Annotated in this window: 23 protein-coding genes; 8 read left to right on the top strand and 15 right to left on the bottom strand. The window is 53.3% G+C overall.

Annotation, left to right across the window (positions count from 1 at the left end; translation table 11 throughout):
- Nucleotides 1-56 precede the first annotated feature (56 nt).
- The 4 genes from ACGHM3_RS18035 to gatC are packed head-to-tail and all read right to left on the bottom strand — an operon-like array spanning nt 57 to nt 3638.
- Entirely contained in the window at nt 57-353 is a 297-nt protein-coding gene (locus ACGHM3_RS18035; RefSeq protein WP_345425998.1) for a PA4642 family protein, read from the bottom strand.
- A gap of 25 nt (nt 354-378) precedes the next feature.
- Nucleotides 379-1830, bottom strand: a complete 1452-nt coding sequence (gatB, locus tag ACGHM3_RS18030; protein WP_345425995.1) for an Asp-tRNA(Asn)/Glu-tRNA(Gln) amidotransferase subunit GatB — start codon at nt 1828-1830, stop codon at nt 379-381.
- Between the two features lie 17 nt (nt 1831-1847).
- Nucleotides 1848-3302, bottom strand: coding sequence for an Asp-tRNA(Asn)/Glu-tRNA(Gln) amidotransferase subunit GatA (gatA, locus tag ACGHM3_RS18025; protein ID WP_345425993.1), 1455 nt, complete (start codon nt 3300-3302; stop codon nt 1848-1850).
- A gap of 54 nt (nt 3303-3356) precedes the next feature.
- Nucleotides 3357-3638 carry an Asp-tRNA(Asn)/Glu-tRNA(Gln) amidotransferase subunit GatC gene (gatC, locus tag ACGHM3_RS18020; protein WP_345425989.1) on the bottom strand — a complete coding sequence of 94 codons (282 nt, stop codon included), beginning with the start codon at nt 3636-3638 and terminating at the stop codon, nt 3357-3359.
- A 670-nt stretch (nt 3639-4308) separates the two neighbouring features.
- Here gatC and ACGHM3_RS18015 point away from each other — a divergent pair.
- The 6 genes from ACGHM3_RS18015 (at nt 4309) to ACGHM3_RS17990 (ending at nt 13807) form a co-directional block, all read left to right on the top strand.
- On the top strand, nt 4309-5343 hold the full coding sequence (locus tag ACGHM3_RS18015) for a rod shape-determining protein (RefSeq protein WP_345426117.1): 1035 nt from the start codon (nt 4309-4311) through the stop codon (nt 5341-5343).
- 60 nt (nt 5344-5403) lie between these two features.
- Nucleotides 5404-6306, top strand: coding sequence for a rod shape-determining protein MreC (gene mreC, locus ACGHM3_RS18010; RefSeq protein ID WP_345426115.1), 903 nt, complete (start codon nt 5404-5406; stop codon nt 6304-6306).
- A 1-nt stretch (nt 6307) separates the two neighbouring features.
- Nucleotides 6308-6793: a rod shape-determining protein MreD gene (mreD, locus tag ACGHM3_RS18005; RefSeq protein WP_345425986.1), complete on the top strand. Its 486-nt coding sequence runs from the start codon at nt 6308-6310 to the stop codon at nt 6791-6793.
- 36 nt (nt 6794-6829) lie between these two features.
- Nucleotides 6830-7417 (top strand): nucleoside triphosphate pyrophosphatase, encoded by a 588-nt coding sequence (locus ACGHM3_RS18000; RefSeq protein WP_345425984.1) that lies wholly within the window; start codon nt 6830-6832, stop codon nt 7415-7417.
- Nucleotides 7418-7467: 50 nt separating this feature from the next.
- Nucleotides 7468-8946 carry a ribonuclease G gene (rng, locus tag ACGHM3_RS17995; RefSeq protein WP_345425982.1) on the top strand — a complete coding sequence of 493 codons (1479 nt, stop codon included), beginning with the start codon at nt 7468-7470 and terminating at the stop codon, nt 8944-8946.
- Nucleotides 8947-9610: 664 nt separating this feature from the next.
- A complete protein-coding gene (locus ACGHM3_RS17990) occupies nt 9611-13807 on the top strand; it encodes a YhdP family protein (protein WP_345425980.1) in 4197 nt (1398 codons plus the stop codon).
- Between the two features lie 75 nt (nt 13808-13882).
- Here the strand turns inward: ACGHM3_RS17990 and yjgA are convergent, their stop codons facing one another.
- The 11 genes from yjgA to ACGHM3_RS17935 all read right to left on the bottom strand — a co-directional run bounded on the left by yjgA (nt 13883) and on the right by ACGHM3_RS17935 (nt 23369).
- Complete coding sequence (gene yjgA / locus ACGHM3_RS17985; protein WP_345425978.1) at nt 13883-14398, bottom strand: ribosome biogenesis factor YjgA; 516 nt, start codon at nt 14396-14398, stop codon at nt 13883-13885.
- Between the two features lie 58 nt (nt 14399-14456).
- Nucleotides 14457-15830, bottom strand: coding sequence for a magnesium transporter (mgtE, locus tag ACGHM3_RS17980; protein ID WP_345425976.1), 1374 nt, complete (start codon nt 15828-15830; stop codon nt 14457-14459).
- A 449-nt stretch (nt 15831-16279) separates the two neighbouring features.
- Nucleotides 16280-16549, bottom strand: a complete 270-nt coding sequence (locus tag ACGHM3_RS17975; RefSeq protein WP_345425974.1) for an HPr family phosphocarrier protein — start codon at nt 16547-16549, stop codon at nt 16280-16282.
- A gap of 27 nt (nt 16550-16576) precedes the next feature.
- Nucleotides 16577-17437, bottom strand: a complete 861-nt coding sequence (rapZ, locus tag ACGHM3_RS17970; RefSeq protein WP_345425972.1) for an RNase adapter RapZ — start codon at nt 17435-17437, stop codon at nt 16577-16579.
- Between the two features lie 15 nt (nt 17438-17452).
- Nucleotides 17453-17911 carry a PTS sugar transporter subunit IIA gene (locus ACGHM3_RS17965; protein WP_345425970.1) on the bottom strand — a complete coding sequence of 153 codons (459 nt, stop codon included), beginning with the start codon at nt 17909-17911 and terminating at the stop codon, nt 17453-17455.
- Complete coding sequence (gene hpf / locus ACGHM3_RS17960; RefSeq protein WP_345425968.1) at nt 17908-18198, bottom strand: ribosome hibernation-promoting factor, HPF/YfiA family; 291 nt, start codon at nt 18196-18198, stop codon at nt 17908-17910. The genes ACGHM3_RS17965 and hpf overlap by 4 nt, the downstream gene beginning before the upstream one ends.
- Nucleotides 18199-18438: 240 nt before the next feature.
- Nucleotides 18439-20097, bottom strand: a complete 1659-nt coding sequence (locus ACGHM3_RS17955; protein ID WP_345425966.1) for an RNA polymerase factor sigma-54 — start codon at nt 20095-20097, stop codon at nt 18439-18441.
- A gap of 292 nt (nt 20098-20389) precedes the next feature.
- Nucleotides 20390-21115, bottom strand: a complete 726-nt coding sequence (gene lptB / locus ACGHM3_RS17950; protein WP_345425964.1) for an LPS export ABC transporter ATP-binding protein — start codon at nt 21113-21115, stop codon at nt 20390-20392.
- Between the two features lie 19 nt (nt 21116-21134).
- Nucleotides 21135-21707, bottom strand: a complete 573-nt coding sequence (gene lptA, locus ACGHM3_RS17945) for a lipopolysaccharide transport periplasmic protein LptA (protein WP_345425962.1) — start codon at nt 21705-21707, stop codon at nt 21135-21137.
- On the bottom strand, nt 21694-22287 hold the full coding sequence (lptC, locus tag ACGHM3_RS17940) for an LPS export ABC transporter periplasmic protein LptC (protein ID WP_345425960.1): 594 nt from the start codon (nt 22285-22287) through the stop codon (nt 21694-21696). The genes lptA and lptC overlap by 14 nt, the downstream gene beginning before the upstream one ends.
- An 83-nt stretch (nt 22288-22370) precedes the next feature.
- Complete coding sequence (locus ACGHM3_RS17935) at nt 22371-23369, bottom strand: KpsF/GutQ family sugar-phosphate isomerase (RefSeq protein WP_345425958.1); 999 nt, start codon at nt 23367-23369, stop codon at nt 22371-22373.
- Nucleotides 23370-23807: 438 nt separating this feature from the next.
- Here ACGHM3_RS17935 and ACGHM3_RS17930 point away from each other — a divergent pair, with 438 nt between their 5' ends.
- Both ACGHM3_RS17930 and ACGHM3_RS17925 read left to right on the top strand, forming a co-directional pair.
- Nucleotides 23808-24488 carry an ABC transporter substrate-binding protein gene (locus ACGHM3_RS17930; RefSeq protein WP_345425956.1) on the top strand — a complete coding sequence of 227 codons (681 nt, stop codon included), beginning with the start codon at nt 23808-23810 and terminating at the stop codon, nt 24486-24488.
- A 316-nt stretch (nt 24489-24804) separates the two neighbouring features.
- Nucleotides 24805-25077 (top strand): BolA/IbaG family iron-sulfur metabolism protein, encoded by a 273-nt coding sequence (locus tag ACGHM3_RS17925; protein WP_345425954.1) that lies wholly within the window; start codon nt 24805-24807, stop codon nt 25075-25077.
- The last annotated feature ends 30 nt before the right edge of the window (nt 25078-25107 follow it).

Genomic DNA, 25107 nt, shown 5'->3' with positions numbered 1-25107 from the left:
AGCAGAGGGTAAAGAATAGTTGGCTTATAAATAGACTCTTCTAGCCAGTAAAAGGTTTATTGGGCGCCGTATTGGCCCAGGGTATTGAGGTAATCCTCGGCTAGGCGGTGGCCTTCCAGTTGCTGTTTCAGCGTTTTACCGTCTGGCCCCTGGGCGTTGATGTCGCGGCCGTCGGCTTTGAAAAACTCGATAAAGGTGGCGAAGTTTTCCGCCTTCATACCGCGGTAGGCTTTTTCCAGCAGGTGAAAATCTTCGTTAACCCCCTCTGGGGCTTTAAATTGCAAAAAGCTTTTGACGCGGGCATCGTCAAATACTTCGCCCAATACTTTTTGTTTGTCTTTCTTTAGTGCCATGGTGTGACTCTCTTAAATTCTTGGATTACAGCAACTCGTCGAGTTTCTTCAGTAGGATTTCATTAACGGCTTGCGGATTCGCCTGGCCTTTGGAGGCTTTCATGATTTGGCCAACAAAGTAGCCCAGCATTTTGGGGCGCTTTTCCGGGTCGGCGTTTTTGTAGTTATCCACCTGTTTGGGAGAATTGGCGATCACTTCTTCTGCCATTTTTTCCAAGGCGCTGGTGTCGCTGACCTGTTTTAGGCCTTTGGCTTCAATCACCGCATCGGCGCTGTCGCCTTCGCCTTGCCACAGGGCTTCGAAAACCTGTTTGGCAATTTTGCTGGAAATGGTGCCGTCTTTGGTGCGCTCAATGACGCCGGCCAGTTGCTCGGCGCTTACTGGGCTTTGGCCGATGGATTTCTCTTCGCTGTTAAGCTTGGCCGACAGCTCGCCCATGATCCAGTTGGCCGATTGCTTGGCGTCTGTGGTGCGCTGGGTGAGGATTTCAAAGTATTGGCTGGTGGCTAGGTCTCCAGCCAATATGCCGGCGTCGTAGTCGTTTAAGCCGTATTCGCTTGCAAAACGGGCTTTGCGGGCCTCGGGCAGCTCTGGCATTTGCGCGCGCACCGATTCGATGTACTCGTCGTCGATGATAACGGGAAGCAAATCCGGGCAGGGGAAGTAACGGTAATCGTTGGCTTCCTCTTTACTGCGCATGGTGCGCGCGCGTTTTTTGTCGCCGTCGTAGAGGCGTGTCTCTTGCTGAATGCTACCGCCGGATTCCAGCACATCAATTTGGCGTTCTACCTCCAGGGCGATGGCTTCTTCCATAAACTTAAACGAGTTTAGGTTTTTAGTTTCGGTGCGGGTGCCCAGTTCGCCACCAGGTTGGCGTACCGAGATGTTGACGTCAAAGCGCATGGAGCCCTGGCTCATCTCACCGTCACAAATGCCCAGTGAGGTCACCAACCCGTGCAGTTTTTTGGCAAAGGCAACGGCTTCTTCGGCGTTGCTCATATCCGGCTCGGTGACCACCTCTATAAGAGGAGTGCCTGCACGGTTGAGATCGATACCGCTCATGCCGTGGAAATCCTCGTGTAGGGATTTGCCGGCGTCTTCTTCCAAGTGTGCGTGGTGAATACGAATGGCTTTGGTACTGCCATCGGCTAGGGCGATCTCAACCTCGCCTGGGCCAACAATGGGTTTTTCCAATTGTGTGGTTTGATAGCCCTTTGGCAAATCGGGGTAAAAATAGTTTTTACGCTCAAAGACCGACTCTTTACCGATGTCGGCGTTAATGGCCAGGCCAAACATGGTGGCGTAGCGGAAGGCCTGTTCGTTGGCCAGGGGCAGGGTGCCGGGCATGGCCAAATCTACGGCACAGGCTTGGGTGTTGGGCTCGGAGCCAAAGGCGGTGCTGGCGCCGGAAAATAACTTCGATTTGGTGGCCAATTGCACGTGTACTTCCAGGCCGATAACGGTTTCCCAGGTCATGTTCGTTGCTCCTCAGTCTACTCTAGGCCTGGGGCCGTAAGGGTATGGAAATCGGTGGTGTTCTGGAATTGGTGCGCCAGGCCAAGCAAGCGTTGCTCGGCAAAGGCAGGGCCAATAAGCTGTAGGCCAACGGGCTTGTTTTCCACCAAACCACAGGGAATGGAAAGCCCAGGTAAACCGGCTAGGTTGGTGGCGATGGTGTAGATATCTTCCAGATACATGGCAACGGGGTCTGTGCCTTTTGCGCCGAGCTTAAACGCCGGCGAGGGGCAGGTTGGGCCCATAATGACGTCGACATCGGCAAAGGCCTGGTCGAAGTCTTGTTTAATGAGGCGGCGAACTTGCTGGGCTTTTTTGTAGTAGGCATCGAAGTAACCGGCCGATAGCGCATAGGTGCCCACCAAAATCCGGCGGATCACTTCATCGCCAAAGGCTTCGGAGCGGCTGCGTTTGTACAGGTCTTCTAAGTCTTTGGGGTTGTCGCACCGGTAGCCATAGCGCACGCCGTCGAAACGCGAAAGGTTGGCGGAACACTCCGCCGGTGCGATCACGTAGTAGGCCGGCACCGCTAATTCGCTGTGGGGTAGGCTGATTTCTTTGATGTTTGCGCCCATTTTGGCGAATTCATCAATGGCCTCTTGTACTTTTGCGGCTACTTCCACGTTTAAGCCATCGCCAAAGTATTCTTGCGGTACGCCAATGGTCATGCCGGCAACATCGCGCCCAAGGTCAGCGGTGTAGTCTTCCAATGGCGCGTCCACGCTGGTGCTATCCAAGGGGTCGAAGCTCACCAGGGTGTTAAGCATAATGGCGGCATCCAGAGCGCTATGGGTAAGCACGCCGGCTTGGTCAAGGCTGGAAGCAAAGGCAATCATGCCGTAGCGGGAAACCCGGCCATAGGTTGGCTTTAACCCGGTTAGACCACAGTGGCTGGCGGGTTGGCGAATGGAGCCGCCGGTATCCGAGGCAGTCGCACCGGGGGTAAGACGGGCCGCAACCGCCGCCGCAGAACCACCAGAAGAGCCGCCCGGCACGCAGCGCGTGTCCCAAGGATTTTTCACAGCACCAAAGTAACTGGTTTCGTTGGAGGAGCCCATGGCGAACTCGTCCATATTCAATTTACCCAACACGACGGCGCCAGCTTGCTGGTAGTTATCCACGATGGTGGCATCGTAGGGGGGTACAAAATTTTCTAACATCCTAGAGCCGCAGCTGGTGCGCACACCCTGGGTACAAAAGATGTCTTTGTGGGCAATGGGTACGCCCAGCAAAGGGGTGTCTTTACCGGCGGCGCGAGCGGCGTCGGCGGCCTTGGCTTGGGCCAAAGCCTCTTGTTCGGTAACGGTTACAAAGCTATTGAACTCGCCATCTAAGCGCTTAATGCGCTGCAAAAAGTGCTCCGTGAGTTCAACACTGGAAAAGGTTTTAGCGCGTAATCCTTTGGCCAGCTCCGCTATAGAAAGGTGGTGCATGGGGTTTTGTCCCTGTGACAAATTTATCTATGGGTGGGCGTGGTGGGCTTGCGGTCAGTCGATGACCTTGGGCACGAGATACAAGCCTTCCTGGGTCTCAGGCGCTATGGCCTGGAAGTCTTCCCGGCGATTAGGCTCGCTAACTTCGTCCGTCCGTAGCCGTTGCACGGCATCCAAGGGGTGGGCCATAGGGGTAACGCCCCGGGTATCGGCGGCTTGTAGTTGGTCCACTAGGGCGAGAACGTCGCTGATGCGCGCCGTTACCTCGGCAATGTGGCTGTCATCGATCTCGATTTTGGCAAGATTGGCCAATTTGTGTATCTCGGCTGGGTCCAAAACTGACTCCGTTAAAACCTATTTACCTAAAAATGCCCTGTTATCGGCGTAAACATCGCCTAGCGAACAGGAGCGGGCGAACATTTTACCCGGCGGATTGGCACATTGACAGGTTTTCGTGCCCGTTGAGCGGAGCTGGAGGTGCAGTTTTATTAGGTTCGTCTAAACTGGTAGGTTGTATCGGGCGTGGCGGTGCTTAGGCAAGAGTTTGTCCCGGCATGTTACTTAGGCAAAGCGGTCGAAACTTTGGGGTGTGTAACTGGCTTTTATAAGCCAGCAGGTAGCCCCGTGTTTTGTTACCTCTATTTGTTACCCATGATAGTCACTCAGATTAGACACCAAGAATCGTACTCAGGCTGATTTCTTTTACGCGCCAATAACCGCCCGCATGAGTGGGCTTTTAACGGTGACAGAAAAACTGGCATTAATGCGTGGGCCATTTCTCGGTGGCGTGCGCTAAGCCCGGTATTTAAGCGGTAATGGCCCCAATTGCGCCTTGCTCTAATTAGCCCTCATTGATAGAGTGCAGCCACTTGTGGTTAAGCCTACGTAAAGGTAAAAAAATACCGGTAGAATACGGTTGGTTTTGCGGTCTGTTTGTGGCAATAAAAATGCGTGCGCCCGGTTAACTGCGATTTATTTAATTTAAGGTCAAAAGAAATTTATGTTATTGCCCAAGCGTTTGCGCGGCATGTTTTCCAATGATTTATCCATCGATTTGGGAACCGCCAACACCCTTATTTATGTTCGAGATCGCGGTATTGTTTTAGACGAGCCATCGGTGGTTGCCATCAGAACGCATAACGGGCACAAAATCGTTGAGGCCGTAGGCATAGAAGCCAAACGCATGCTGGGCCGTACGCCCGGTAACATTACGGCCATCCGCCCCCTAAAAGATGGCGTTATTGCCGATTTCCAGGTGACAGAAAAAATGCTCCAGCACTTTATTAAAAAGGTGCATGAGTCCAGTTGGTTCCAACCCAGTCCTCGAGTGTTGATTTGCGTGCCGTGTTTGTCCACAGAAGTGGAGAAACGAGCCATTCGAGAATCGGCTTTGGGCGCAGGTGCGCGGGAAGTTCGTCTAATTGAAGAACCCATGGCGGCTGCCATAGGTGCTGGCTTGCGGGTAGAAGAAGCCGCCGGTTCCATGGTGGTAGACATCGGTGGTGGCACCACAGAAATCGCCATTATTTCACTTAACGGCGTGGTGTATTCCGATTCCGTACGCATTGGTGGCGACCGCTTTGACGAGGCCATTGTTAACTATGTGCGCCGTAACTACGGCAGCGTTATTGGTGACGCCACGGCTGAACGCATAAAAGAAGAAGTCGGTTGTGCCTACGCCAGCAGCGAAGTGCGAGAAATCGACGTGCGCGGCCGTAATCTGGCTGAGGGTGTTCCGCGCAGCTTCACCTTGAACAGCGATGAAATCCTAGAGGCCCTGCAAGAGCCGTTAGCCGGTATTGTGCAAGCAGTAAAGAGCGCCCTAGAGCAATCTCCGCCGGAGCTGGCCTCGGATATTGCCGAAACCGGCTTGGTGCTAACCGGCGGCGGGGCATTGTTGCGTGATATTGACCGCCTGCTCAGCGAAGAGAGTGGCTTGCCTGTGATTGTGGCAGAAGATCCACTGACCTGTGTAGCACGAGGCGGCGGCCGCGCCATGGAATTTATGGATACCCACCGTATCGATCTGCTGTCCAGCTGATGTAGCCATTCCCGTCGGCCACTGTTTATCTGCTAAGCAAATAGTTTATAAACCGCTAAAATAAACAGTGGCTGTTTTCGTTTTATCGACCATGGGAAGATAACCATCAAACCACTTTTCTCCAAAACGCAGCTCTACCTGTCTCGACTTACCCTGTGGATTATTGCGGCAACACTGGCATTGGTGTTGGTGGATTTGTTTACGCCTTGGTTAAAACCGGTAAAAGCCAAACTAACCACGGTGTCTATCCCGTTTTATTGGGTGACCAATCTTCCCGCTCGTCTGGGCGAGTGGGGCCAGGACAATCTCGTTTCACGGGACGATTTACTGCGCGAAAACGCCTCCCTCAAACAGCAGGTCATGATCCTAGAACGCAAACTGCAGGGGCTGGCTTCGGTCACCACTGATAACGTGCGTCTGCGAGAGTTGATGAATTCCGCAGACATGGTAGCCGAGCAAGTATTGGTGGCCCAGTTGATCGGTGTGTCCCCTGACCCATTGGTGCACAAGGTCATTGTAGACAAAGGCAGCAGAGACGACGTCTACGTCGGCCAACCGCTACTCGATGCTTTCGGTTTAATGGGGCAGGTAGTTGAAGTGGGCCCCTACGTTAGCCAAGTCCTCCTAATTACCGATTCCACCCATGCATTACCAGTGGAAATTAACCGCAATGGCTTGCGGGCGGTGGTAGAAGGTGTCGGCGATTTAGAACAATTGGCCTTGCGCCATGTATCTAACACCATGGATGTTCAGGAGGGCGATTTGGTGATCAGTTCCGGCCTGGGCGGGCGCTTTCCCCGTGGCTATCCAGTGGGTGTCGTTAAAAAAGTAGAGCGCAATCCCGGCAAGCCATTTGCCGATGTGTTTGTTGAGCCACGCGCCCATCTTAATCGCACTCGGCATGTTTTATTGGTATTCCGTGACGACAGCCTAGCCACCGAAGTGGAGGCATTGGAACAATAGCATGGCAGTTAGGCCGCACAATCGCTGGATCATTATTTTCTCTTTTGTTGCTGCGCTCACCTTTGGTGTGCTGCCCATGCCGGAGGAAGTTAGCTGGCTTCGGCCGCAGTTTGTGGTTGTGGTGTTTATTTACTGGTGTCTTACGCTGCCGCAGGTGGTGGGGGTGATTAGCGCCTGGCTGGTGGGCATTAGCGTTGATATCGTCAATCACAATGTGCTCGGCCAGCATGCCCTAGCCCTGGTGGTGGTGGCCTATATTTGTTTGTTGTCCTACCAGCGCATTCGCAGTTATCTATTTTGGCAGCAGTCCATGTGGGTGTTTGTAATGGTGGGTATTAACCAGTTGTTTGTGAACTGGGTGCACAGCTTGGATGGCCACTCGGCCCACCCACAACAATTTTTGCTTCCTGCATTGTCTAGTGCATTGTTGTGGCCGCTGCTACACACGCTGCTCGAACGTATGCGGGTACGCTACCGAGTATTGTAAGTACTGGTTAAATGTCGCTGTTTTAAAGGAAAGATCGTGGCCAATTTCGACCTAACCCTAGCCTCTCAGTCGCCCCGACGCCGAGAAATCCTCAGTCAAATTGGGGTGCGTTACCGCGTTCAAAGTGCTGACATCGAAGAGCGCCACACCGCCCAGGAATCACCCGAGCAATACGTCGTGCGCCTGGCCGGTAGCAAGGCTCAGGTTGTGGCCGAGCGGTTGCCAGAGGTACCCGTGCTCGGCGCTGACACCATTGGTGTTTGCCAGGGACAGATCTTAGAGAAGCCACTAAGCCCAGAGCACGCCAAAGCTATGTTATTGGCTATGTCTAACACCACCCATCAAGTTATTTCCGGTGTTGCTTTGGTGCATGAGGGACGGTTGGAAACCGCAGTGAGCATCACTGATGTTCGCTTTCGGCAGCTGACTGAGGCGGAAATCGATGAGTATTGGCACACCGCAGAGCCACAGGATAAGTCCGGTGGCTACGCAATTCAGGGGTTAGGCGCGGTATTTGTGCAGTCTATCAGCGGCAGCTACAGTAACGTGGTAGGCTTGCCCATCGAATCCCTGGTGCCCTTGCTGCACAGTTTTGCCGTGCCGATATGGCATCCGGCGCCATAGGCTGCGCTGTCATTGCGACTTAGAAACGCCCACGACACTAAAAGAACGTTATGTCTGAAGAGCTATTAATCAACTTTGCCCCAACCGAAACCCGCGTCGCCCTGGTGGAAAACGGTGTGCTGCAGGAAGTTTATATCGAGCGCACCCAAAGCCGAGGCTTTGTTGGCCACATATTTAAAGGCAAAGTAGTACGTGTGTTGCCGGGGATGCAAGCCGCGTTTGTGGATATCGGCTTGGAGCGAGCAGGGTTTATCCACGCGGCAGACATTGCCCCGCTGGATGAAAACGGCATGGAGAGCCGGCAGAGTGAAGTGCCGGACATCCGCGATGTAGTGCGCGAGGGGCAAACCCTCGTTGTTCAGGTCATAAAAGACGCTATCGGCACCAAAGGTGCGCGATTAACCACCCATTTGTCGGTATCTGGCCGTTACCTGGTTTATATGCCAAAAACCCAGCACATTGGTATATCCACGCGCATAGAAGAAGATTCCGAGCGTGACCGGCTGCGAAACCTGGTGGAAAATGCGGTTAAAGGGCTAGATATCAAGCCCGATGGTGGCTTTATTGTGCGTACGGTGGCCGAGGGTGCCAGTGAGGAAGACTTAATCACCGATATTCCGTTTTTGCAAAAGCTCTGGATGGAGCTGGAAGGGCGGATCAAAAGTGCCAAAGTGCCGAGTACAATTTACGAAGATCTGCCGTTGTTTATGCGCACGCTGAGGGATTTGGTAAAGCCTCATATAGAAAAGGTTCGGGTGGATTCCCGCGAGGTTCACGGTCGTTTGCTGCCATTTGCCGAACAATACGCCCCAGAGATTATCGGCAAAATCGAGCACTACCCGGGCGAGCGGCCGCTATTTGATCTCTACGGCGTGGAAGACGAAATTCAGAAAGCGCTCAACACCAAAGTGCCGTTGAAGTCCGGTGGTTATCTTTTGGTGGAGCAAACCGAGGCCATGACCACCGTTGACGTTAACACCGGCGGTTTTGTCGGCCATCGCAACCTGGAAGAAACCATCTATAAAACCAACCTGGAGGCGGCCAGCGCCATCGCTCGGCAACTCCGATTGCGCAACATCGGCGGTATTATCGTGGTCGACTTTATCGACATGCGCGATGCCGAAAACCAGCGCCAGGTACTGCGGGCGTTGGAAAAAGCCATGGAAAAAGACCACGCCAAAACCAGCATTACCGGTGTTTCTGAGCTTGGTTTAGTGGAAATGACCCGCAAGCGCACGCGGGAATCCCTTGGCCAAATTATGTGCGAACCCTGTTCGGTGTGCCAAGGAAAGGGCACCCTTAAGTCGGCCGAAACCATTTGTTTTGAGATATTTCGGGAGATTCTGCGAGAGGCGAGAACCTACGATACGTCCAAAATATTGGTGTTGGCATCGCAGTTGGTCGTGGACCGTTTGTTGGATGAAGAATCGGCCAACGTTGCCGACCTTGAGACCTTTATTGGTCGCGAAATTCAGTTCCAGGTAGAGGCCATCTATAACCAGGAGCAATACGACATCATCCCCATTTAGCGATTCGCCTCTTTGGCGTCTAATTCGTTAATCTTTGCGACCTTTTTTGCTTATTTTTGTCTTATTGTGATCTACTGAAGGCGCGGTGAAATGGTAGGGCCTGTTGACACTAATTCGGAGCCTCTGTTGAGTCAGGTAATAGCCCAATCTAGGCGCGAGCCGGAAGTTTGGTGGGCCCAAATAAGCGGCGAGCAACAACGAGTGGGCTATTTCCTGGCTCAACCCGTATGGCTGGGGCTGGGCGCCCCCGACCCGCTTCCCGCTCAACGTTGTTGCCAATCGCTCATGTAGGCCCACTACATTTCACGATTGGCGCCTAGTTGAACGGGAAGATGCTCGGGGCGCGTAGCTCGGGGCGCGTAGCTCGGGGCGCGTAGCCGGGGGCGCGTAGCCTCCAGCAGTGGTACCAAATTAGTATCAACAGGCCCTATGATAGTGGGACTAGCTTAATTTACATTTGCAGGCATAAAAGTGACGTAAAAGGTGCCATAGTATTTGCGATAGAGGGTGCACTAGAAGCCGGTTAAAGAACCCGCGGTAGAACCCGCAAATAGTTACGGTTTACCTGGCCAATATCGGTCACAATCCACATTGGCCAAGAGACCCCAGGCGGTTTTCGCGTGGACGAGTTTGTGAGGCTCGGATGCCTCAGCACACGAGAAATATGAAAAAATTCCTAGTCACTTCAGCACGCTGGTTTTGGATCATCACCGCAATTATTGTGGTGCTGGCCGCTGTGGCTGTGCAACTGGCGCGGGAATTTTCCCCTAGCTTAAACGACAACACAGACTTTTTTGCCGCGCGCATCGCCAAGCTACTTAATAGCCAAGTGAAAATCGGCGAATTAGAGGCGCAATGGACGGGTTTTACGCCCAGCGTTCGCGTTCGCAATCTAGACATATACCCCAAACACAGTAAGGCTAATAACACACCGCCCAGCGTGCAGGTTGGCGAAGCAGCCCTGCAAATCGATGTGTTGCGCTCATTGCTGCAACTGCGGCCGGTGATCACCGACGTTTCTCTTATCGATGCTAATGTCCGCCTTACCCAAACCAAGCAGGGCAGTTGGCACTTGGCTGGTATTAAAACCACCGCCCAGGGTAATACGCCGTCCATTGACGACCCGATGGACATCTTTTTGTTGGCAGAACGGGCCAACGTCGACGACGTTAAACTGCGACTGCGCAATTACTACGGCAACGAATTTGATTTCAGTATTTCTTCCGTCCAGTTCGAAAACAGCGATTTATTTCACCGGGTAAGTGCCAACCTCACCATCGATAACGAACCCATTCTAGAGTTTGTGATGGAGGCCGAGGGCGACCCTAGGGCCGAAGGTGAGCGCGATCTGGAGGCCTACCTAAAAGTCAGCGACTTGCCGGTGATCGATATCCAAGACTTGTTGCTATCCAGTGGTTGGAATATTCACGGCGATGAACTGCAAAACTCCAATTTGGGGCTCACCGCCTGGCTCTCTAGCCAGCGCAAGGGCTACTACCAGGTCTCCGGTGATATTGACCTGGAGTTGGTGGATACTTATATCAAAGACTCCCTGGCCATGCCTAGCCAAGTTGTCGGGCGGTTCCAGGCCGAGCTCGGCCCCGGTGACAGCGAGCAGCCGGTACTGCTGCAGGTTCATGACCTTGCCATTGCTTGGCCCGACGTCACCCTCAGTAAAACCAACGTACAGTTGGATTACAGTAAGAATGTTTGGAACATCCATGCAGACCACCTGGATTTGGCCGAAGTAACCGCAGGTTTCAAAGCCTTTGGTATGCAGCAGCCTCTGTTAAACAGCGCCGTGGAAGGGCTCAATGCCCGCGGTGGTGTGGCCAATGTTGCTATTGGAATCCCCGCCAGTAACCCGGCAGAGTTTTCCATTCAGGCCAATTTAGAGCAGGTCTCTGTGGACAGCTGGCGCGGCGCCCCGGCGCTGACCAACATCAATGGCTTTGTCTCCTCCGGCGCCAAAGACGGTTACGTGTTGTTAGCCGATGCCCCAGAGTTTGCCGTGCACTTCCCCGATATCTTTGCCAATGGCTTGGATTTTAATTCGGTGCAGGGCTCCGTGGGCTGGCAGTTACGTCCAAGAGATAACGCCATATACGTCAACTCTGGTCTGCTGCAGTTAACCCGCAACGAAAGCGAAGTTAGCGGCAAGTTCCGCCTGTTTCTGCCATGGGTAGACGGTTCTGAACCCATGAACATGACCCTGGCGGTGGGGCTCACCAACGGCAAGGCCGATGAACGTGAAAACTACATCCCCACGGTAATCGACAAAGATCTACGAGAATGGCTAGCCACGGGGATTCAAGGTGGCGATGTACCTCAGGCGGGCTTTTTGTACCGCGGCCCGTTTGGTGGGGAGTACGTTGAAACCGCCGTGCAGCTCTGGTTCTCGGTGCTGGGAGGGGCGGTTAATTACCACCCGGATTGGCCTGTGGTTAATGACGTGGCCGCCACCGTGGTGGTGGATAACGACCGGGTGGAAGCCGCTATTGGCGAGGCCAGCCTGTGGAACGCCAACGCCAAAGATGCCGACCTCATCATCAACAGCAACGGCGATCAGCTCGATCTCAAGCTTACGGCCCAAATCGACGCCCCGGGAGAGGATGGCCTGCGCTTTTTGCGGGAAACCCCTCTGCGTGAGGCAGTGGGCGAGGTGTTTAATGAATGGCAGTTGGGTAGCCGAGTCACTGGCTCCATTGATTTGGAGTTGCCCCTGTCCGGCGATACCTCAGGCGGCTACCAGCGCTTGGAGTTATCGGTTGCTCCGGGGGACTTAAAGCTTAACGAGCTAAAGCTGGATTTCACGGACGTGCGTGGCAATCTAGTGTACGACTCCAAAAAGGGTATTACCAGCCGGGGCATGGACGGCAAGCTGTGGGGCGAAGATGTTCACGTTACCCTGACCAGCCCGTTGGTAGAAGAAGACCCGCATTATCCCAAGCGGGATATCTTGGCGCATTTTAAAGGCAAAACTGATGTTTCTAAGTTGCAGCAGTGGCTGGAAAGCCCTGAGCTGAAATTTGGCCGAGGCAAGGCCGAGATAGAAGGCAGTTTGCGCGTGCCGGTGGCGGAAGATGGTCCGCTCGTAGAGTTGGCACTAAAATCCGACCTAGTAGGCGTGACCTTGGATTTGCCTGCGCCGTTGAACAAAAACTCCGAAACACCGGTGGATTTGGCCGTGCACATTCCCGTTTATGAGGACCGCACCGAAGTTCACATCAGTGCCAATGAGCTGCTCAACGCGCAAATCGAGCTGCAAGGCGACTACGTCTCCTCGGTGGGGGTGGCCATTGGTGGTAAACCCATAATGCAAGACGGCGAAATCCAAATTACCGGCGCGCTGCCGGGCGGGGACTTCTACGATTGGCTCGACGTCATCGAACAATACATGGAGTACGCCGAGGCCTATCCGTCGGATCCAAACGCGCCGGAGCTTTTGGCGGGCATCAATTTGTACATAGAGCAGGCCACCATGGATGACCTGGTGGCGGATAACCTGCGCTTATTAGGCACGCAAAACACTGATCACTGGTTGTTCGACGTAGACAGCCAAATGATTCGCGGAGAGATTGTCCTGCCCGATGATGAAGCAGCGCCCATGCGGGCTACCATCGATTATTTGCGTTTGCCGGAGGAGCCTGAGCCCGAGGACGGCACCGCCACGGCGGACCCAATGGCCGATGTGGTGTTGGCAGATTTGCCCAATATGGATGTAAACCTGGATAAGTTTTTTATAGGCAACGAAAATTACGGCGCCTGGAAATTTAAATTACGCCAAGCCGAACATGGCGTGGTTGCCAGTGAAATACTGGGCTCGGTGCGTGGCATGGCAGTGATCGGCAGCGATGGCAGCCTGGAAGGCGAGGGCGCCCGTCTGCAATGGCTCAATCAAGATGGCATTGTCACTACCCACTTCAAAGGCAAGCTTATCGCCAGTGACCTGCGCGAAGTGCTCTACCTGTGGCAGCAGCCAGAAGTCGTGGAAACCTCCAAGGCCTTTTTTGACGCCGATATCAGTTGGAAAGGCTCACCGGCCATGGTGGACTACGTTAATTTCAACGGCAGCATCGGTGTGGACATCGAGCACGGCCGGTTTTTGGAGGGCGTTGAGGGTGGTGGTGATGCCCTATTGCGATTGGTGGCCCTGTTTAACTTTGATAGTTGGGCTCGTCGGTTGCGCTTGGGATTGTCGGATATCGTCGATAAAGGCCTAACCTTCGACAGCATCGATGGCAGGCTGGTGTTTGACGATCACCGCTTGTTATTGCCCGAGCCCATCATTGTTAAGGCGCCATCCAGCACCCTACGCTACGCCGGCACCTTCGATTTACAAAACGAATTACTGGATACCAAACTGGTAGCAACCCTACCGGTGGGCGGTAATTTAACCTTCTTGGCGGCGGTGGCTGCGGGGCTGCCGGCGGCGGCGGGCATTTGGGCGGTGAGTAAGATATTCAAAAAGCAAGTCAGCAAGGTGGCCAGCGTTAGCTACCACATCCACGGTGATTGGGCTAACCCGCAATCCGAGTTTGATCGCCTGTTTGACAACAATGCCGTACGCAAAGATAAATCGTCCAAGGAGGCCGACGGCCCGGGCGAGGACTTACCCGGCAGCGAGTTTTTATCGCCGGAGTTACTAGCACCGGACACCAGCAGTGATAATCAGAGCAACCCTGAAGCGGCCGTTCCCGAGCGTTTTGATACGGCCGAACCCGGAACCGATCCCACCCAAAAATCCAACCCCGATGAGGGCTCAAACCCGGCGCAGCCGGCCCAAACCCGGCCAGAGTTTCTGCCGGAGTCCTACAGTGAGGGGGAAAGCTTATCGCCCAAGCCTGGGGCTGAGTCCTAACGTACTGTTACTGGTAACCGCGTCGGTACATGCTGGCCACAGCGTTTTACCTAGGCCTGGGATATTGAATGGCGCTTAAAAGTTGTGCTGGGCAAAGCACTCTCGCAACCACTTGCGCAGCTTTTTATGGGCGGGGCTGTGGATTTCTTCGGCTGGCAGCTTTTGACAGTTGCGTATCAACGAGCGCAATTGCTGGCGGTCGGCCTCGTAATACTGCGCTAAGAACTCTGCTAGAGCATCCGGCTCTTGGATTAGGCGGTGGCTCCATTGCTCACTGTGTTGCAATAGCTGGTGGCTGTTGTTGGTCTCGGCGTTGAGGCTATCCAGTGCGGCGATGATGTCATCACCGTTGCTGTTGCGGATCAGCTTGCCAATGAACTGAATCTGTCGTTTGCGGGCCGCGTTGGCTCGCATGGTGCGGGCCTGGGTTACCGCCGACAGTAATTCGTCCGACAGCGGCAGCCGGGCCAATTGTTGATCGCTCAACTGGGTCAATTCCTCGCCCAAATCCTGGTACGCGTGGGAGGCCTTCTTCAGCTGGGTTTTACTGGGGCCGAGATCAAACTCTTCGTCTTCTGGGATATCGTTCATGGTAGCCACTGGCGTTGTGCAGGCAGCAGCCCACAGCTACCGCCCTAAATTAGCGAAATTAAGCATAAAAATAGGTGGCCAGGCCCAAAAATGCGGAGAAGCCAACCACGTCGGTAACGGTGGTTAGCGCAACACCACCCGCTAAGGCCGGGTCGATACGCATGGCTTTCAATATAATAGGCAACAGGGCACCTGCCAGGGCGGCAAAGATTAAATTGATCACCATGGCGGCGGCGATGATACCGGCAATGGTGGTATCGTTAAACCACCAACCTGCTACACCGGCCATCAAAGCGGCCCAAATTAATCCATTAAACAACCCAATCTGAAACTCTCTGCTCAACAGCCAGGATAAGTTGGCCCGGCCAATATGGCCCAAGGCCATACCGCGAATCACTACCGTGAGGGTTTGGCTGCCGGCTACGCCGCCCATACTGGCCACAATGGGCATCAGTACCGCCAGGGCAACCACCTTATCTATGGTGCCTTGGAATAGGTTGATCACCGATGACGCGATAATCGCCGTCAACAGATTAATACCCAACCAAATGGCCCGGCGAGGCGCGGTTTTGGCCACCGAGGCGAAGGTATCGGCGTCTTCTTCCAAACCGGCCATGCTCATCAGCGAGTGGTCCGCGCCCTCCCGGATAACGTCCACTACGTCATCAATGGTGATCCTTCCCAGCACCCGCTGTTCGTCGTCAATCACCGGCGCCATCACCCAGTCGTGCTGCTCAAACAGTTTGGCGACTTCTTTATCGGGCATGGAGAAATGCAAGGCCGTGACGTCGGTATCCATAACCTCACGTACGGTCATGTTCGGGTCCGAGGTGAGTACCTTCAGAATGGGCAAAAGCCCCAGAAAAATATCTTTCCGATTAACCACCACCAAATAATAGGTGGAGTGAGGCAATTCTTCGTGGCGGCGCAGGTAACGCAGTACCACGTCCAGGGTGAGGTCGGGCCGCACGGTAATGACGTCCGGGTCCATCAAGCCGCCGGCGGTGTCTTCCTCGTAGGAGAGGATCGATTCTACCCGCTCACGATTTTGCGTCGACATGGCTGCCAACACTTCTTGAATAACCGCATCTGGCAATGTTTGCAAAATATCGGCGACGTTATCGGCTTCCAACTCTTCGGTCATGGCCGCCAGGTCAGAGGAGTCCATATCCGATAGCAGCTGGGCGCGCACGTTATCCGCCAGTTCCTGGATGACCTCGCCTTCTTGGTCTTTATCTACCAACTCCCACAGTACTACCCGGCGCTGTGGCGGAGACGACTCTAGAAGGTGCGCGATGGCGGTGGGTTGTAAACCGTTGAGCATGCGGCGAATGGAGCTCAGTGCACCGCTGTCTAATGCTTCTTGAACCAAAGCCAGTTTGTTCTGAGTTTGGTTTGAGAGTACTTCTGCGCTGTTAGTTTGATTGGCCATGGGTGGGGCAACTCTCAATCAATGCGTGGCTAGGTGTGGTCGGAGGTGTTCACTGCTTAGGCGTGGCTTGATGTTCTCAAGCGCCTACATAGGAAATTAAAGGTGCAGTAAAAACAAGGGTTTAGTTTAGTAATGTCCTGAGGACAAACACAAGCACGATTTGCCTAACTCCGACTAATTTACAAGAAAAAACCGCTTGTGGTCGGTCTCATAGCCTTAATTGGCTAACGCCTGGAAAAAACAAAAAAATAACAGCTTTTTATTTCGGTTATACGTCGGCCACGCGAAACGATCATCGCGCCTTGTCAGGTTAAGGCTAAGTAATCGTTTTCAGTTGGCTCGCAGTGCTTACCACTAAGTGTAGCTGGTGATCAGAGGTAAGGGGCAAGCAAGGCAAACTTTTGAGCGTTTTATTAAGGATTTAGTTTTTAGGCTATAGATTTTAGCGCTTAGCTATCTTCACCGAATTTATTGCTGAATAGGGCTTTGATTCGATCGATGGCGTTTTGCTCGTCGCAGCCTGTGGCGGTGAGTGTAATTTCAGAATTAACCGTAGCGGCCAATAAAAGTATGGACATGACACTTTTGCAGTCGGCGGTTTTACCATCAAACTCTATATGAATATCTGAGTCGAAAGTGAGTGCGGTTTTGACCAGTTTGGTCGCAGCGCGGGCGTGAAGGCCGCGGCTGTTGATGATGGTGAGGGTTTCTTGCAGCATAGCGCTCTTATAGTTATCGGTTGGGCATCAGTGCAGGTCTCGATGACGCACAAGTACGTCGGTTTGCAGTGGGTTACTGGGTTCCTCCCGAAATTGTTTTGCTAATTGATTGCATAGGTAAACCGAGCGGTGCTGGCCGCCGGTGCAGCCCACTGCCACGGTGATATAACTGCGATTAGAGGCCGCGTAGTGGGGTAGCCATTTGCGTACATAGGTTTTTATGTCGTCTAGCATCTCTGCCACCAGCGGTTCTTGACTTAAAAACTCGATCACTTTGTCGTCGTTGCCGCTACAGGCTCTTAGCTCTGGCACCCAATAGGGGTTAGGCAGGCAACGGGCGTCAAAAATTAAATCCGCTTCGGCGGGCACGCCGCGCTTAAACCCAAAAGACTGAAATTGCACAGCCAGGTCCATGTGCTCGGCGCCGGTCACCGCTTTGCGAATCAAGTCGCGCAGTGCGTGTAGGCTTAAATTGCTGGTGTCGATTACTAAGTCGGCGTGGTCCACCACCGGAGTCAGCAGTTCGGATTCCTGGATGATGGCATCTTTAAGGCCCACATCAACGCTGGTTAAAGGATGCTTGCGTCGCGTTTCGCTGAAGCGTCTGAGCAGAATGTCGTCCCGAGAATCGAGAAAGATCACCTGTACCGATTGGCACTGGCTTTTTAATTGTTGGTACAGTGCTGGGAAATTGGCCAGTTGGCCCAGGTTGCTGCGCGCATCCAGGGTCACCGCACAGCGCAGCTCAGTATCATCGGTGGTATCTACCAAGTGGCTCAGCAGAGCCACGGGCAGGTTGTCTATGCAGGTCATGCCAGCATCCTCGAGCACCCTCAGGGCGCTGCTAATACCGGAGCCAGAGCGACCACTGATGATGACAAGTTGCATGTGGTATCCCCGTTGTTAGTCGGCGCTAATCAATGTTTGGTAGAGTGTTTCGCTATCGTCGCACTGACGAATGCGTTGCATCAAATCGGGGTTGGAGAAGGTCCGCGCGATGGCGGCCAATGTTTGTAGGTGTGAATCGTCAGCTTCTTCAGGTACCAGCAGGGCAAAAATACAGTCCACCGGTGCATCGTCTATGGCATCGAAGTCGAGTTTGTCGCTGAGCTTGAAAAAGGCCCCTAAGGTACCGGAGCAGTTCTCTAAACGGCAGTGGGGTATGGCGATACCTTGGCCTATACCGGTAGAGCCTAATCGCTCACGGGCCATAAGACGGCGGAACAGCTCTTCGGCATCCAATACCGGTAGGTCTTCGGCAATGTGATTGGCTATGGTTTGCAGTGCGCGCTTTTTGCTAACGCCGTCCAAGCCGCATACGACACGGCTTGGAGCTAAAATGGAAGACAGTTTGGTGGTCATCGATGACTACTGATTTTCTCTTTGTGTTTGAGTAGCTGTCGGTCTAATTTGTCGGTTAGGCCGTCAATGGCAGCGTATAGATCTTCGGATTCACAGTTGGCGAAGAAGTCTCTACCGCTCACGTGGATGTTAGCTTCGGCTTTTTGCCGCATTTTTTCAACTGAGAGGGTGACGTTGGTGTTGGTTATCTGGCCGTGGTGTTTATCGAGGCGGGACAGCTTGTTGTTTACATAATCTTTAATTGAGTCGGTTAGTTCGACGTGATGCCCGCTAATAGTGATTTGCATTGCGTTTCCTCTTTGTCGATTTGGCCCTTGCAGATGTTGGGCCGGTTGGTTTTTTGGCGGCTGGGCCGCCTTTGCCACCACGTCGGCGATCCGGCGCGGTGAAAACCTGTTACTTCGCTGTTGTTCTTGATTTTTCTCTGTTGTTATTGTGAGTTTCGTTGGCACTAAAAATTCCAGTTTTTTAGTGCCTGGCAGGGGTAAATTACATCCCTGACTGTTTGCCGTGCTAATTGCTGATATTTACACCAGGCGCTTGCGTTCGTTAGACGCAGCAATGCCCAGAGATTCTCGGTATTTGGCGATGGTACGGCGCGCCACCTGAATACCCTGATCCGATAATAAGTTGGTGATTTTACTGTCGCTGAGCGGTTTTTTCGGGTCTTCCGCGGCAACCAGCTTTTTGATAATGGCGCGGATGGCCGTAGAGGAGCATTCGCCGCCGCCGTCGGTACTGACGTGGCTAGAAAAGAAATATTTCAGCTCAAATATGCCTTGGGGTGTATGCATATACTTTTGTGTAGTGACTCGAGAAATGGTCGATTCGTGCATGCCGACGTCTTCGGCAATATCGTGCAGAACCAATGGCTTCATCGCTTCAGGGCCATGGTCAAGGAAGCCGCGCTGCTTGTCAACGATACAGCTCGCCACTTTCAGCAAAGTTTCGTTACGGCTTTGCAGGCTTTTCAAAAACCAACGTGCCTCTTGCAAGTTGTCTCGAAGGAAGGTGTTGTCGTCGCTGCTATCCGCGCGCTTAACCAAGTTTGCGTAACTGTTGTTAATGCGAATTTTGGGCGCGATCTCTGGGTTCAGCTCTACGCTCCAACGATCGTCCTTTTTGCTGACAAATACATCCGGCACTATATAGGTGGTCTCGCTACTGCCAATCAATTCACCGGGGTGGGGAGTCAATTGCTGAATCAGCAAAATAGCCTGCTTCAATTCAGGCTCTTTCATCCGGCCGCGGCGCATAATTTGTTTATAGTCGCGGTTTCCCAATTGTGCCAGGTGTTCACGTACTACCAGCTTGGCGGAATTCAACGCCGGGGTATCCGCCGGGAACTGATTCAGCTGCACCAAAAGGCATTGGCCCAGGTCTTCACTGCACGAGCCAATAGGGTCAAACAGCTGCAAACGATGCTGTACGGCCAGTACTTCCTCAATGCTCAGGCTATCTTCGTCGTCTAAGTCGGTAGCGCTAGATACCACAGTTTCGGCTTCGGTAGCGGTGTCGCCATCCTCAAACGTTTCACTGTCTGCCGATAGCGCATCCTCTTTATCCGCTTCTGTCGTTTCGGCTTCAGATGGGCTGGATTGGCCGATCAAACCGAGGTAAATCTCTTCAATGGTGGAGGTTAACAAGCCACTGGGCGCCACGGCATCGATAATGTTCATGGCGATGCTGCGATCTTGATCTGACATGGGGGTTAAATTCAGTTGCCAGAGCAGATGCTCTTGCAGTGTCTCCGAGTTGTCAATTTGGCTATCAAAGTAGCTGTCATCGCGCTCTGGGCCGACGCTGCCGGAGCTGGAGGGGCCACTGCCTTGGTAGATATCGTCCCAATTGGTGTCGACGGGTAGGTCGTCGGGGATGTTGTCCTGCCAATCGTCGTTGCTATCGCTGGCGGTTTCTGTGTTGTTGTCGTCGCTTGTGTTTTCCGCAGCAGTGGCTTCAGTGGTGTTGGCGCCTTCTGAGTTGGCTTCGCCGCTGTCTTTGCTGTCACCGTCGCTGCCGGATTGATCTTCACCCTCTGTCATTTCCAACATGGGGTTGGATTCCAGCGCTTCTTGAATTTCTTGCTGTAGGTCGAGCGTGGAAAGCTGCAATAGGCGAATGGCCTGTTGCAGTTGGGGGGTCATGGTGAGCTGTTGACCGAGCTTAAGCTGTAGAGACTGCTTCATAATGCGGCTAATCGATCCGGTGTTGGTACGCCAAATAAAAATCTGGGCAGGGACTTTCCGCTGCCGTCTTGGCAGTGTAGTACCGAAACCGGTGAACGCGCAACAAATTTAAGCAATTTTTATGCCTAAAAATTATGTGTTTTGTGTGAAGAAAATATAAGGAGATTTGGCGGATCAATCCACCGGGAGAAAGGTGCCTGTTAGGCGGCTTTGGGCGCACTAGAAAAGGGCGCTACCCCGGTATAGTCGCGCATAATTGGCCTCGCGTAAAGGGGCAGGGCAATTTGCTTCGTTAAAGGTGAAATTTATCCCCCAGGTAGGTATCACGCACCAATTGGTTGGCCAGTACCTCTTGGGGTTTACCCTCGGCAATGATTTGTCCGCCGCCGACGATATACGCCTTTTCGCAGATATCCAGGGTTTCGCGCACATTGTGGTCGGTGATTAACACGCCGATACCGCGGCTGCGCAGATGTTCAATAATGTTTTTGATATCAGACACCGATATCGGGTCGACCCCTGCAAAGGGCTCGTCCAATAAGATAAAGCGCGGCTCCGCCGCCAGGGCGCGAGCGATTTCTACACGCCGGCGCTCACCACCAGACAGGGCCATGCCCGGGCTGTCTTGCACATGGGTGACGTGGAATTCCTCCAGCAGTTGCTGGCATTTGTCCAGTCGCTGCTGTTTGTTGAGGTCGGCCCGTGTCTCTAAAATCGCCAGGAGATTATCACGTACGCTGAGCTTACGAAAAATCGATGCTTCTTGCGGTAGGTAGCCCAGCCCCTTGCGTGCTCTGCCGTGCATTGGCAGACTCGAAATTTCTTCGTCGTTTAAAAAAACTTGGCCGTTGTCTGCCGGCACCAGCCCCGCGATCATGTAAAAACAGGTGGTTTTACCGGCGCCGTTGGGGCCGAGTAGGCCGACCACTTGGCCGGTGTTTACTTCCAATGAAACGTCTGTCACCACGGGGCGTCCGCGGTAAGCCTTGGCGAGATGTTGTGCGCTGAGTTTGGCCATGAAATCTAGCTGAAGTCGGTTATTTGGGGTCGTTTGGGATAGCGTCGCTGTTGTCGGATTCCGATGTCGGCGGGTTGGTTGTTCGGGCATTGCTAGGTGGAATAATAATATTCACCCGATTGTCACCGCTGGCTTCTGCCATAGACTGATTGATGTCGTAACGAATCAAATCGCTGGTTATGACCGAACCATCCTGATCAATGCTGGCGCGCTCTTTTAAGTTAATGACTTCGTCGCCAACACTGTATTCGATACGGTTGGCTTTGGCGGTTACCTGGCTTTGCTCTGGGTTGGGTATTTGGTGAAGCACAGCCGGCGTGCCCACTGCCAGGATATCGCGTATACCGTTGTCGTTGTAATTGATGGTAATGGTGTCGGCGGCAATGGACAGCGAGCCTTGGCTGAGTAGGGCGTTGCCAACAAATTCCGTCACACCGGTTTTTTCGTTACGAACGGCGCGGTCGGCGTTGATTTCGATGGGTTGGTCGCGGTCTTCTGGTAGCGCCTGGGCGTTAGGTATCCAGCTGGCGGCTAGGGTCACCAGCCAGGCAGCGGCTAAGGCCCGTGCAATGGTGCGTTTACTTGGCTTCATAAGTTGCCTTTACCTGTGAATTCAACGTAACAGTTTGTTGCGGCATATCAATGCTCATGCCAGTGGAGTTGCCCAAGCCCTGCGGTGAACGAATGGTCACGGGCTGCTGGCTCGTGGCCTGCTGTAGCAAAGGCTCCACCCTTAGGCGCGAAGTTTCTATGCGGTATTGTCCGCCACCAGCTAGGGCTTGCTCTGCCACTACATTACCCCACAGCGTAATAAGATTGCCGTTGTTTTCTGTGCGGCCATGATCGGCGCTAAAGTGCCAGGGCTGTGGGTTGCTGTCCGAATGCAACACCAAGCGTGGAGAGCTTAAATCAGTGTAACCGCGAGACGTGGCCAGAGGTTTATCCTGCTGATTAAAGCGAAAGTACTGCTCGGCTCTATCCACCTGCAACACATATTGTAGCTGGCCATTGGCATCGTATTGTCGGGTAGTGGCCGCGGTAATAATTGCACCAGGGGTATTTTGCTGTGGCGCCTGCTGTTGTGGCTCTTCTAGGGTGGGGTTGTCCACCAATAAAACCGCTGCAATAACCAATACGGCGACCAATGCCAGCGTCAGCAGTCTACGCGCCATGGGTTACATCCGCCAATGATAAGGGCGCTAATAGAAACGCCAACCAGCTTTGGCACAAGACTTCTCGAAACGGCATGTCTGGTTTACACCACGCCGGCACGCAGTAAGTCGTGCAAGTGAATAATGCCCGCCACCGAGCCCTGTTCGTCGGCCACCACGGCGGCGGTAATTTTATTGTCTTCCATAAGATTCAGTGCGGCCACCGCCAGCAGATCTTTATCCACGGTTTTGGGGGCGCGAGTCATTACATCAATCATGGTGGCTTTACCCAAGTCCGTCCCCAGGTCCACGTGCCGGCGTAGGTCGCCGTCGGTGAAAACGCCTAGTAGCTGGCCCGTTTCGTCCACCACCGTGGTGATGCCGAAACCTTTCTGGGTCATCTCAACTAATGCTTGTGACACTGCCGTGGCAGGTGTTACTACCGGTACTTCGCCGTCTTTGTGCATGATGTCGGCGACTTTTAGTAACAGTTTGCGCCCCAGTGCGCCGCCTGGGTGGGAAAAGGCAAAATCCTCTGCACTAAAGCCCTTGGCTTCTAGCAGTGCTACAGCCAGGGCGTCACCCATTACCAAGGTAACCGTTGTGCTGGAGGTGGGGGCTAAATCCAGCGGGCAGGCTTCGGTTTGTACACCGATGTTGAGGTTAACTTCGGCGTGTTCCGCAAGGGGGCTTTCATCGTTACCAGTCATGCTGATGATCTTGGTACCCATGCGTTTTAGCACGGGCATTAAGGCCAGAAGCTCGGCGGATGTCCCAGAGTTAGATATGGCGATGAGCACGTCGTCAGCCGTGATCATGCCCAAATCACCATGGCTGGCTTCACCGGGGTGCACAAAAAATGCGGGGGTGCCAGTGCTGGCCAGGGTGGCGGCAATTTTGCGGCCGATGTGGCCGGACTTGCCCATGCCGGAGACAATCACTCGACCAGGACAGGCCATGATCAACTTGCAGGCGGTAACGAATTGATCATTGATTCGAGCTTGTAGCTCGGCAATGGCGTCAATTTCCATGCGAATCGTGCGGATGGCAGTGTTTTTAAGAGTTTGGGCGGATACAGAGTTAGGCGCGGGCCGATTGTTCATACGCAAAGAAGTAATTTTCTATTAAAAGTGTAAAAAGTGGCGATTCTCGTAAACCTAGTGGCGTTGCTCGGTGTCGTAGCGTTCGGGTATGCGAGGCGGTGTTTAGCGCCGGTTCACCGAACGCCGGGTATCCTGCCTCAAAATTTGCGCGGAATTTATCACGTTTAGCCCCATAGGTGTGGGTTGAAGTTAAATCAATGTTCCCTTAATGCGACCTTTACGGCGCCTTTGTTGTCTATGCGTCGGTTCTCGTATTGAGCGAAGCCACAAAAATTTGAGCGCTTTGTGCAAAGCCTAGACGTAAAGATGGCTAAACCTTGGTGTGGCGTCGGAATCTTTGCGGTAACTTTGTGTGCATTGAGTGAAAGAAGTTCAGCCGCTAGAATCCACGGCATGAGTATAGTTAGCCAGCACCTACTGGCGTAGGGAGAACGCAACATGTTAGTAAAATTTAAACCTATTTCTTCGGCGATGATCGCCGCTATAGCAGTGGCAACGTTGGCCAGCCCGTTGGTGTACGCTGCCGACACTGCCAAGCCGGAGGTCGAGCAGGGGGTAGAAGTGCACGCCATCGAGCGTGCCGCCGATAAAGTCAGCGCCCACGAGGTGGTAAGCGAGGTTACCGAAGAGGTAATGAGCATTGTGCGTAAAACGCAAACCAAGGAAGTTTCCGTGGAAGATGCTTCCGTGGCGCTGGATGAGATCATGAGCCAGGTGGTGGACTTCCGCTACATTGTGTTTAACGTTATGGGCCGCGATGCGGTATCCAATGCCTCCCGCGAGCAGCTGCAAGAATTCGCTAAGGTGTTCAAGCAAGGTCTTATCGATACCTACTCCAAGGGTATGACCACCTTCTCGGACAACACGGTAAAAGTAGTGCCGCCAAAAGACGGCGAAGACGAAGGCAAGTCAGTAACGGTATTCCAAGAAGTGAAGAGCGATTCCGGTACTTCCGTGGTGTCTTACTCCATGTCGGTTGATCGTTCGGGCGAGTGGGTATTGCGCAACGTTGTGCTTAACGGCATTAACTTGGGTAAGCAGTTCCAAAGCCAGTTCCGCGCTGCCATGAAGCAAAACAACAAAGACTTGGACGCAGTAATTGCGGCTTGGAACGCCTAATCCTTCGCGCAGGGCAGTGCTTTAGCGCGATGCATTGAATTAAAGTAGCGATGCCGCCGAAGTGTGAGGCTTTGGTAGCAGGGCTGCTAAATGACCATGTGCGGCCAAGTTTGAAGGTGCAAGTCTTTTAACGTGACACAAGCCTTTGAAATGATATAAGTCTTTGAAATTGAAAGGAATAAAAGGTCTTGCTTTTTATCCCAGTACCTTTCAATGGCTAGGTAAGCCGCAAGTGGTGCAAAACTAATTATCCGGCCCGGGCTGCAATGCGGCTCGGGTTTCTATAAACTACCGCGCCTTCCTGGTGGGTAGTGCCATGGCCCCCACCGACGACGAATCCCGAACGATGAGGTCCTCCATGCTAGAGCAAGAGATCAAGCAACTGTTAGAAAGCAAACTGGCGAGCTGCACCGCAGAGGTGGAAATGGCCGGTAATCACCTTAATCTAGTGGTTGTTAGCCCTGCATTCGAAGGCTTAAATCCTGTCAAAAAGCAGCAGCTGGTATACGGGTTGCTGTCTGATTACATCGCCAGTGGCACTGTGCACGCGGTTAACATGCGTACCCTCACGCCAGAGCAAGCCGGCTAAGCCGTTTCTAGCGCTGTATTTCATTCCTGT

Source organism: Halioxenophilus aromaticivorans, assembly GCF_042850945.1.
Classification (GTDB): Bacteria; Pseudomonadota; Gammaproteobacteria; order Pseudomonadales; family Cellvibrionaceae; genus Halioxenophilus; species Halioxenophilus aromaticivorans.
The sequence above is the reverse complement of the archived record's forward strand: the minus strand, read 5'-3'. Positions and strand labels throughout refer to the sequence as shown.

What these genes read in the sequence shown, in the direction of transcription:
- lptC (WP_345425960.1), bottom strand. Translation starts at nt 22,287, where the DNA reads ATGGCGCGTAGACTGCTGACGCTGGCATTGGTCGCCGTATTGGTTATT.
- lptA (WP_345425962.1), bottom strand. Translation starts at nt 21,707, where the DNA reads ATGAAGCCAAGTAAACGCACCATTGCACGGGCCTTAGCCGCTGCCTGG.
- ACGHM3_RS17965 (WP_345425970.1), bottom strand. Translation starts at nt 17,911, where the DNA reads ATGACCACCAAACTGTCTTCCATTTTAGCTCCAAGCCGTGTCGTATGC.
- gatB (WP_345425995.1), bottom strand. Translation starts at nt 1,830, where the DNA reads ATGACCTGGGAAACCGTTATCGGCCTGGAAGTACACGTGCAATTGGCC.
- rng (WP_345425982.1), top strand. Translation starts at nt 7,468, where the DNA reads ATGTCTGAAGAGCTATTAATCAACTTTGCCCCAACCGAAACCCGCGTC.
- yjgA (WP_345425978.1), bottom strand. Translation starts at nt 14,398, where the DNA reads ATGAACGATATCCCAGAAGACGAAGAGTTTGATCTCGGCCCCAGTAAA.
- lptB (WP_345425964.1), bottom strand. Translation starts at nt 21,115, where the DNA reads ATGGCCAAACTCAGCGCACAACATCTCGCCAAGGCTTACCGCGGACGC.
- hpf (WP_345425968.1), bottom strand. Translation starts at nt 18,198, where the DNA reads ATGCAAATCACTATTAGCGGGCATCACGTCGAACTAACCGACTCAATT.
- ACGHM3_RS18035 (WP_345425998.1), bottom strand. Translation starts at nt 353, where the DNA reads ATGGCACTAAAGAAAGACAAACAAAAAGTATTGGGCGAAGTATTTGAC.
- mreD (WP_345425986.1), top strand. Translation starts at nt 6,308, where the DNA reads ATGGCAGTTAGGCCGCACAATCGCTGGATCATTATTTTCTCTTTTGTT.
- ACGHM3_RS17990 (WP_345425980.1), top strand. Translation starts at nt 9,611, where the DNA reads ATGAAAAAATTCCTAGTCACTTCAGCACGCTGGTTTTGGATCATCACC.
- mgtE (WP_345425976.1), bottom strand. Translation starts at nt 15,830, where the DNA reads ATGGCCAATCAAACTAACAGCGCAGAAGTACTCTCAAACCAAACTCAG.
- ACGHM3_RS17930 (WP_345425956.1), top strand. Translation starts at nt 23,808, where the DNA reads ATGTTAGTAAAATTTAAACCTATTTCTTCGGCGATGATCGCCGCTATA.
- ACGHM3_RS17955 (WP_345425966.1), bottom strand. Translation starts at nt 20,097, where the DNA reads ATGAAGCAGTCTCTACAGCTTAAGCTCGGTCAACAGCTCACCATGACC.
- ACGHM3_RS17925 (WP_345425954.1), top strand. Translation starts at nt 24,805, where the DNA reads ATGGCCCCCACCGACGACGAATCCCGAACGATGAGGTCCTCCATGCTA.
- ACGHM3_RS17935 (WP_345425958.1), bottom strand. Translation starts at nt 23,369, where the DNA reads ATGAACAATCGGCCCGCGCCTAACTCTGTATCCGCCCAAACTCTTAAA.
- rapZ (WP_345425972.1), bottom strand. Translation starts at nt 17,437, where the DNA reads ATGCAACTTGTCATCATCAGTGGTCGCTCTGGCTCCGGTATTAGCAGC.
- ACGHM3_RS17975 (WP_345425974.1), bottom strand. Translation starts at nt 16,549, where the DNA reads ATGCTGCAAGAAACCCTCACCATCATCAACAGCCGCGGCCTTCACGCC.
- gatA (WP_345425993.1), bottom strand. Translation starts at nt 3,302, where the DNA reads ATGCACCACCTTTCTATAGCGGAGCTGGCCAAAGGATTACGCGCTAAA.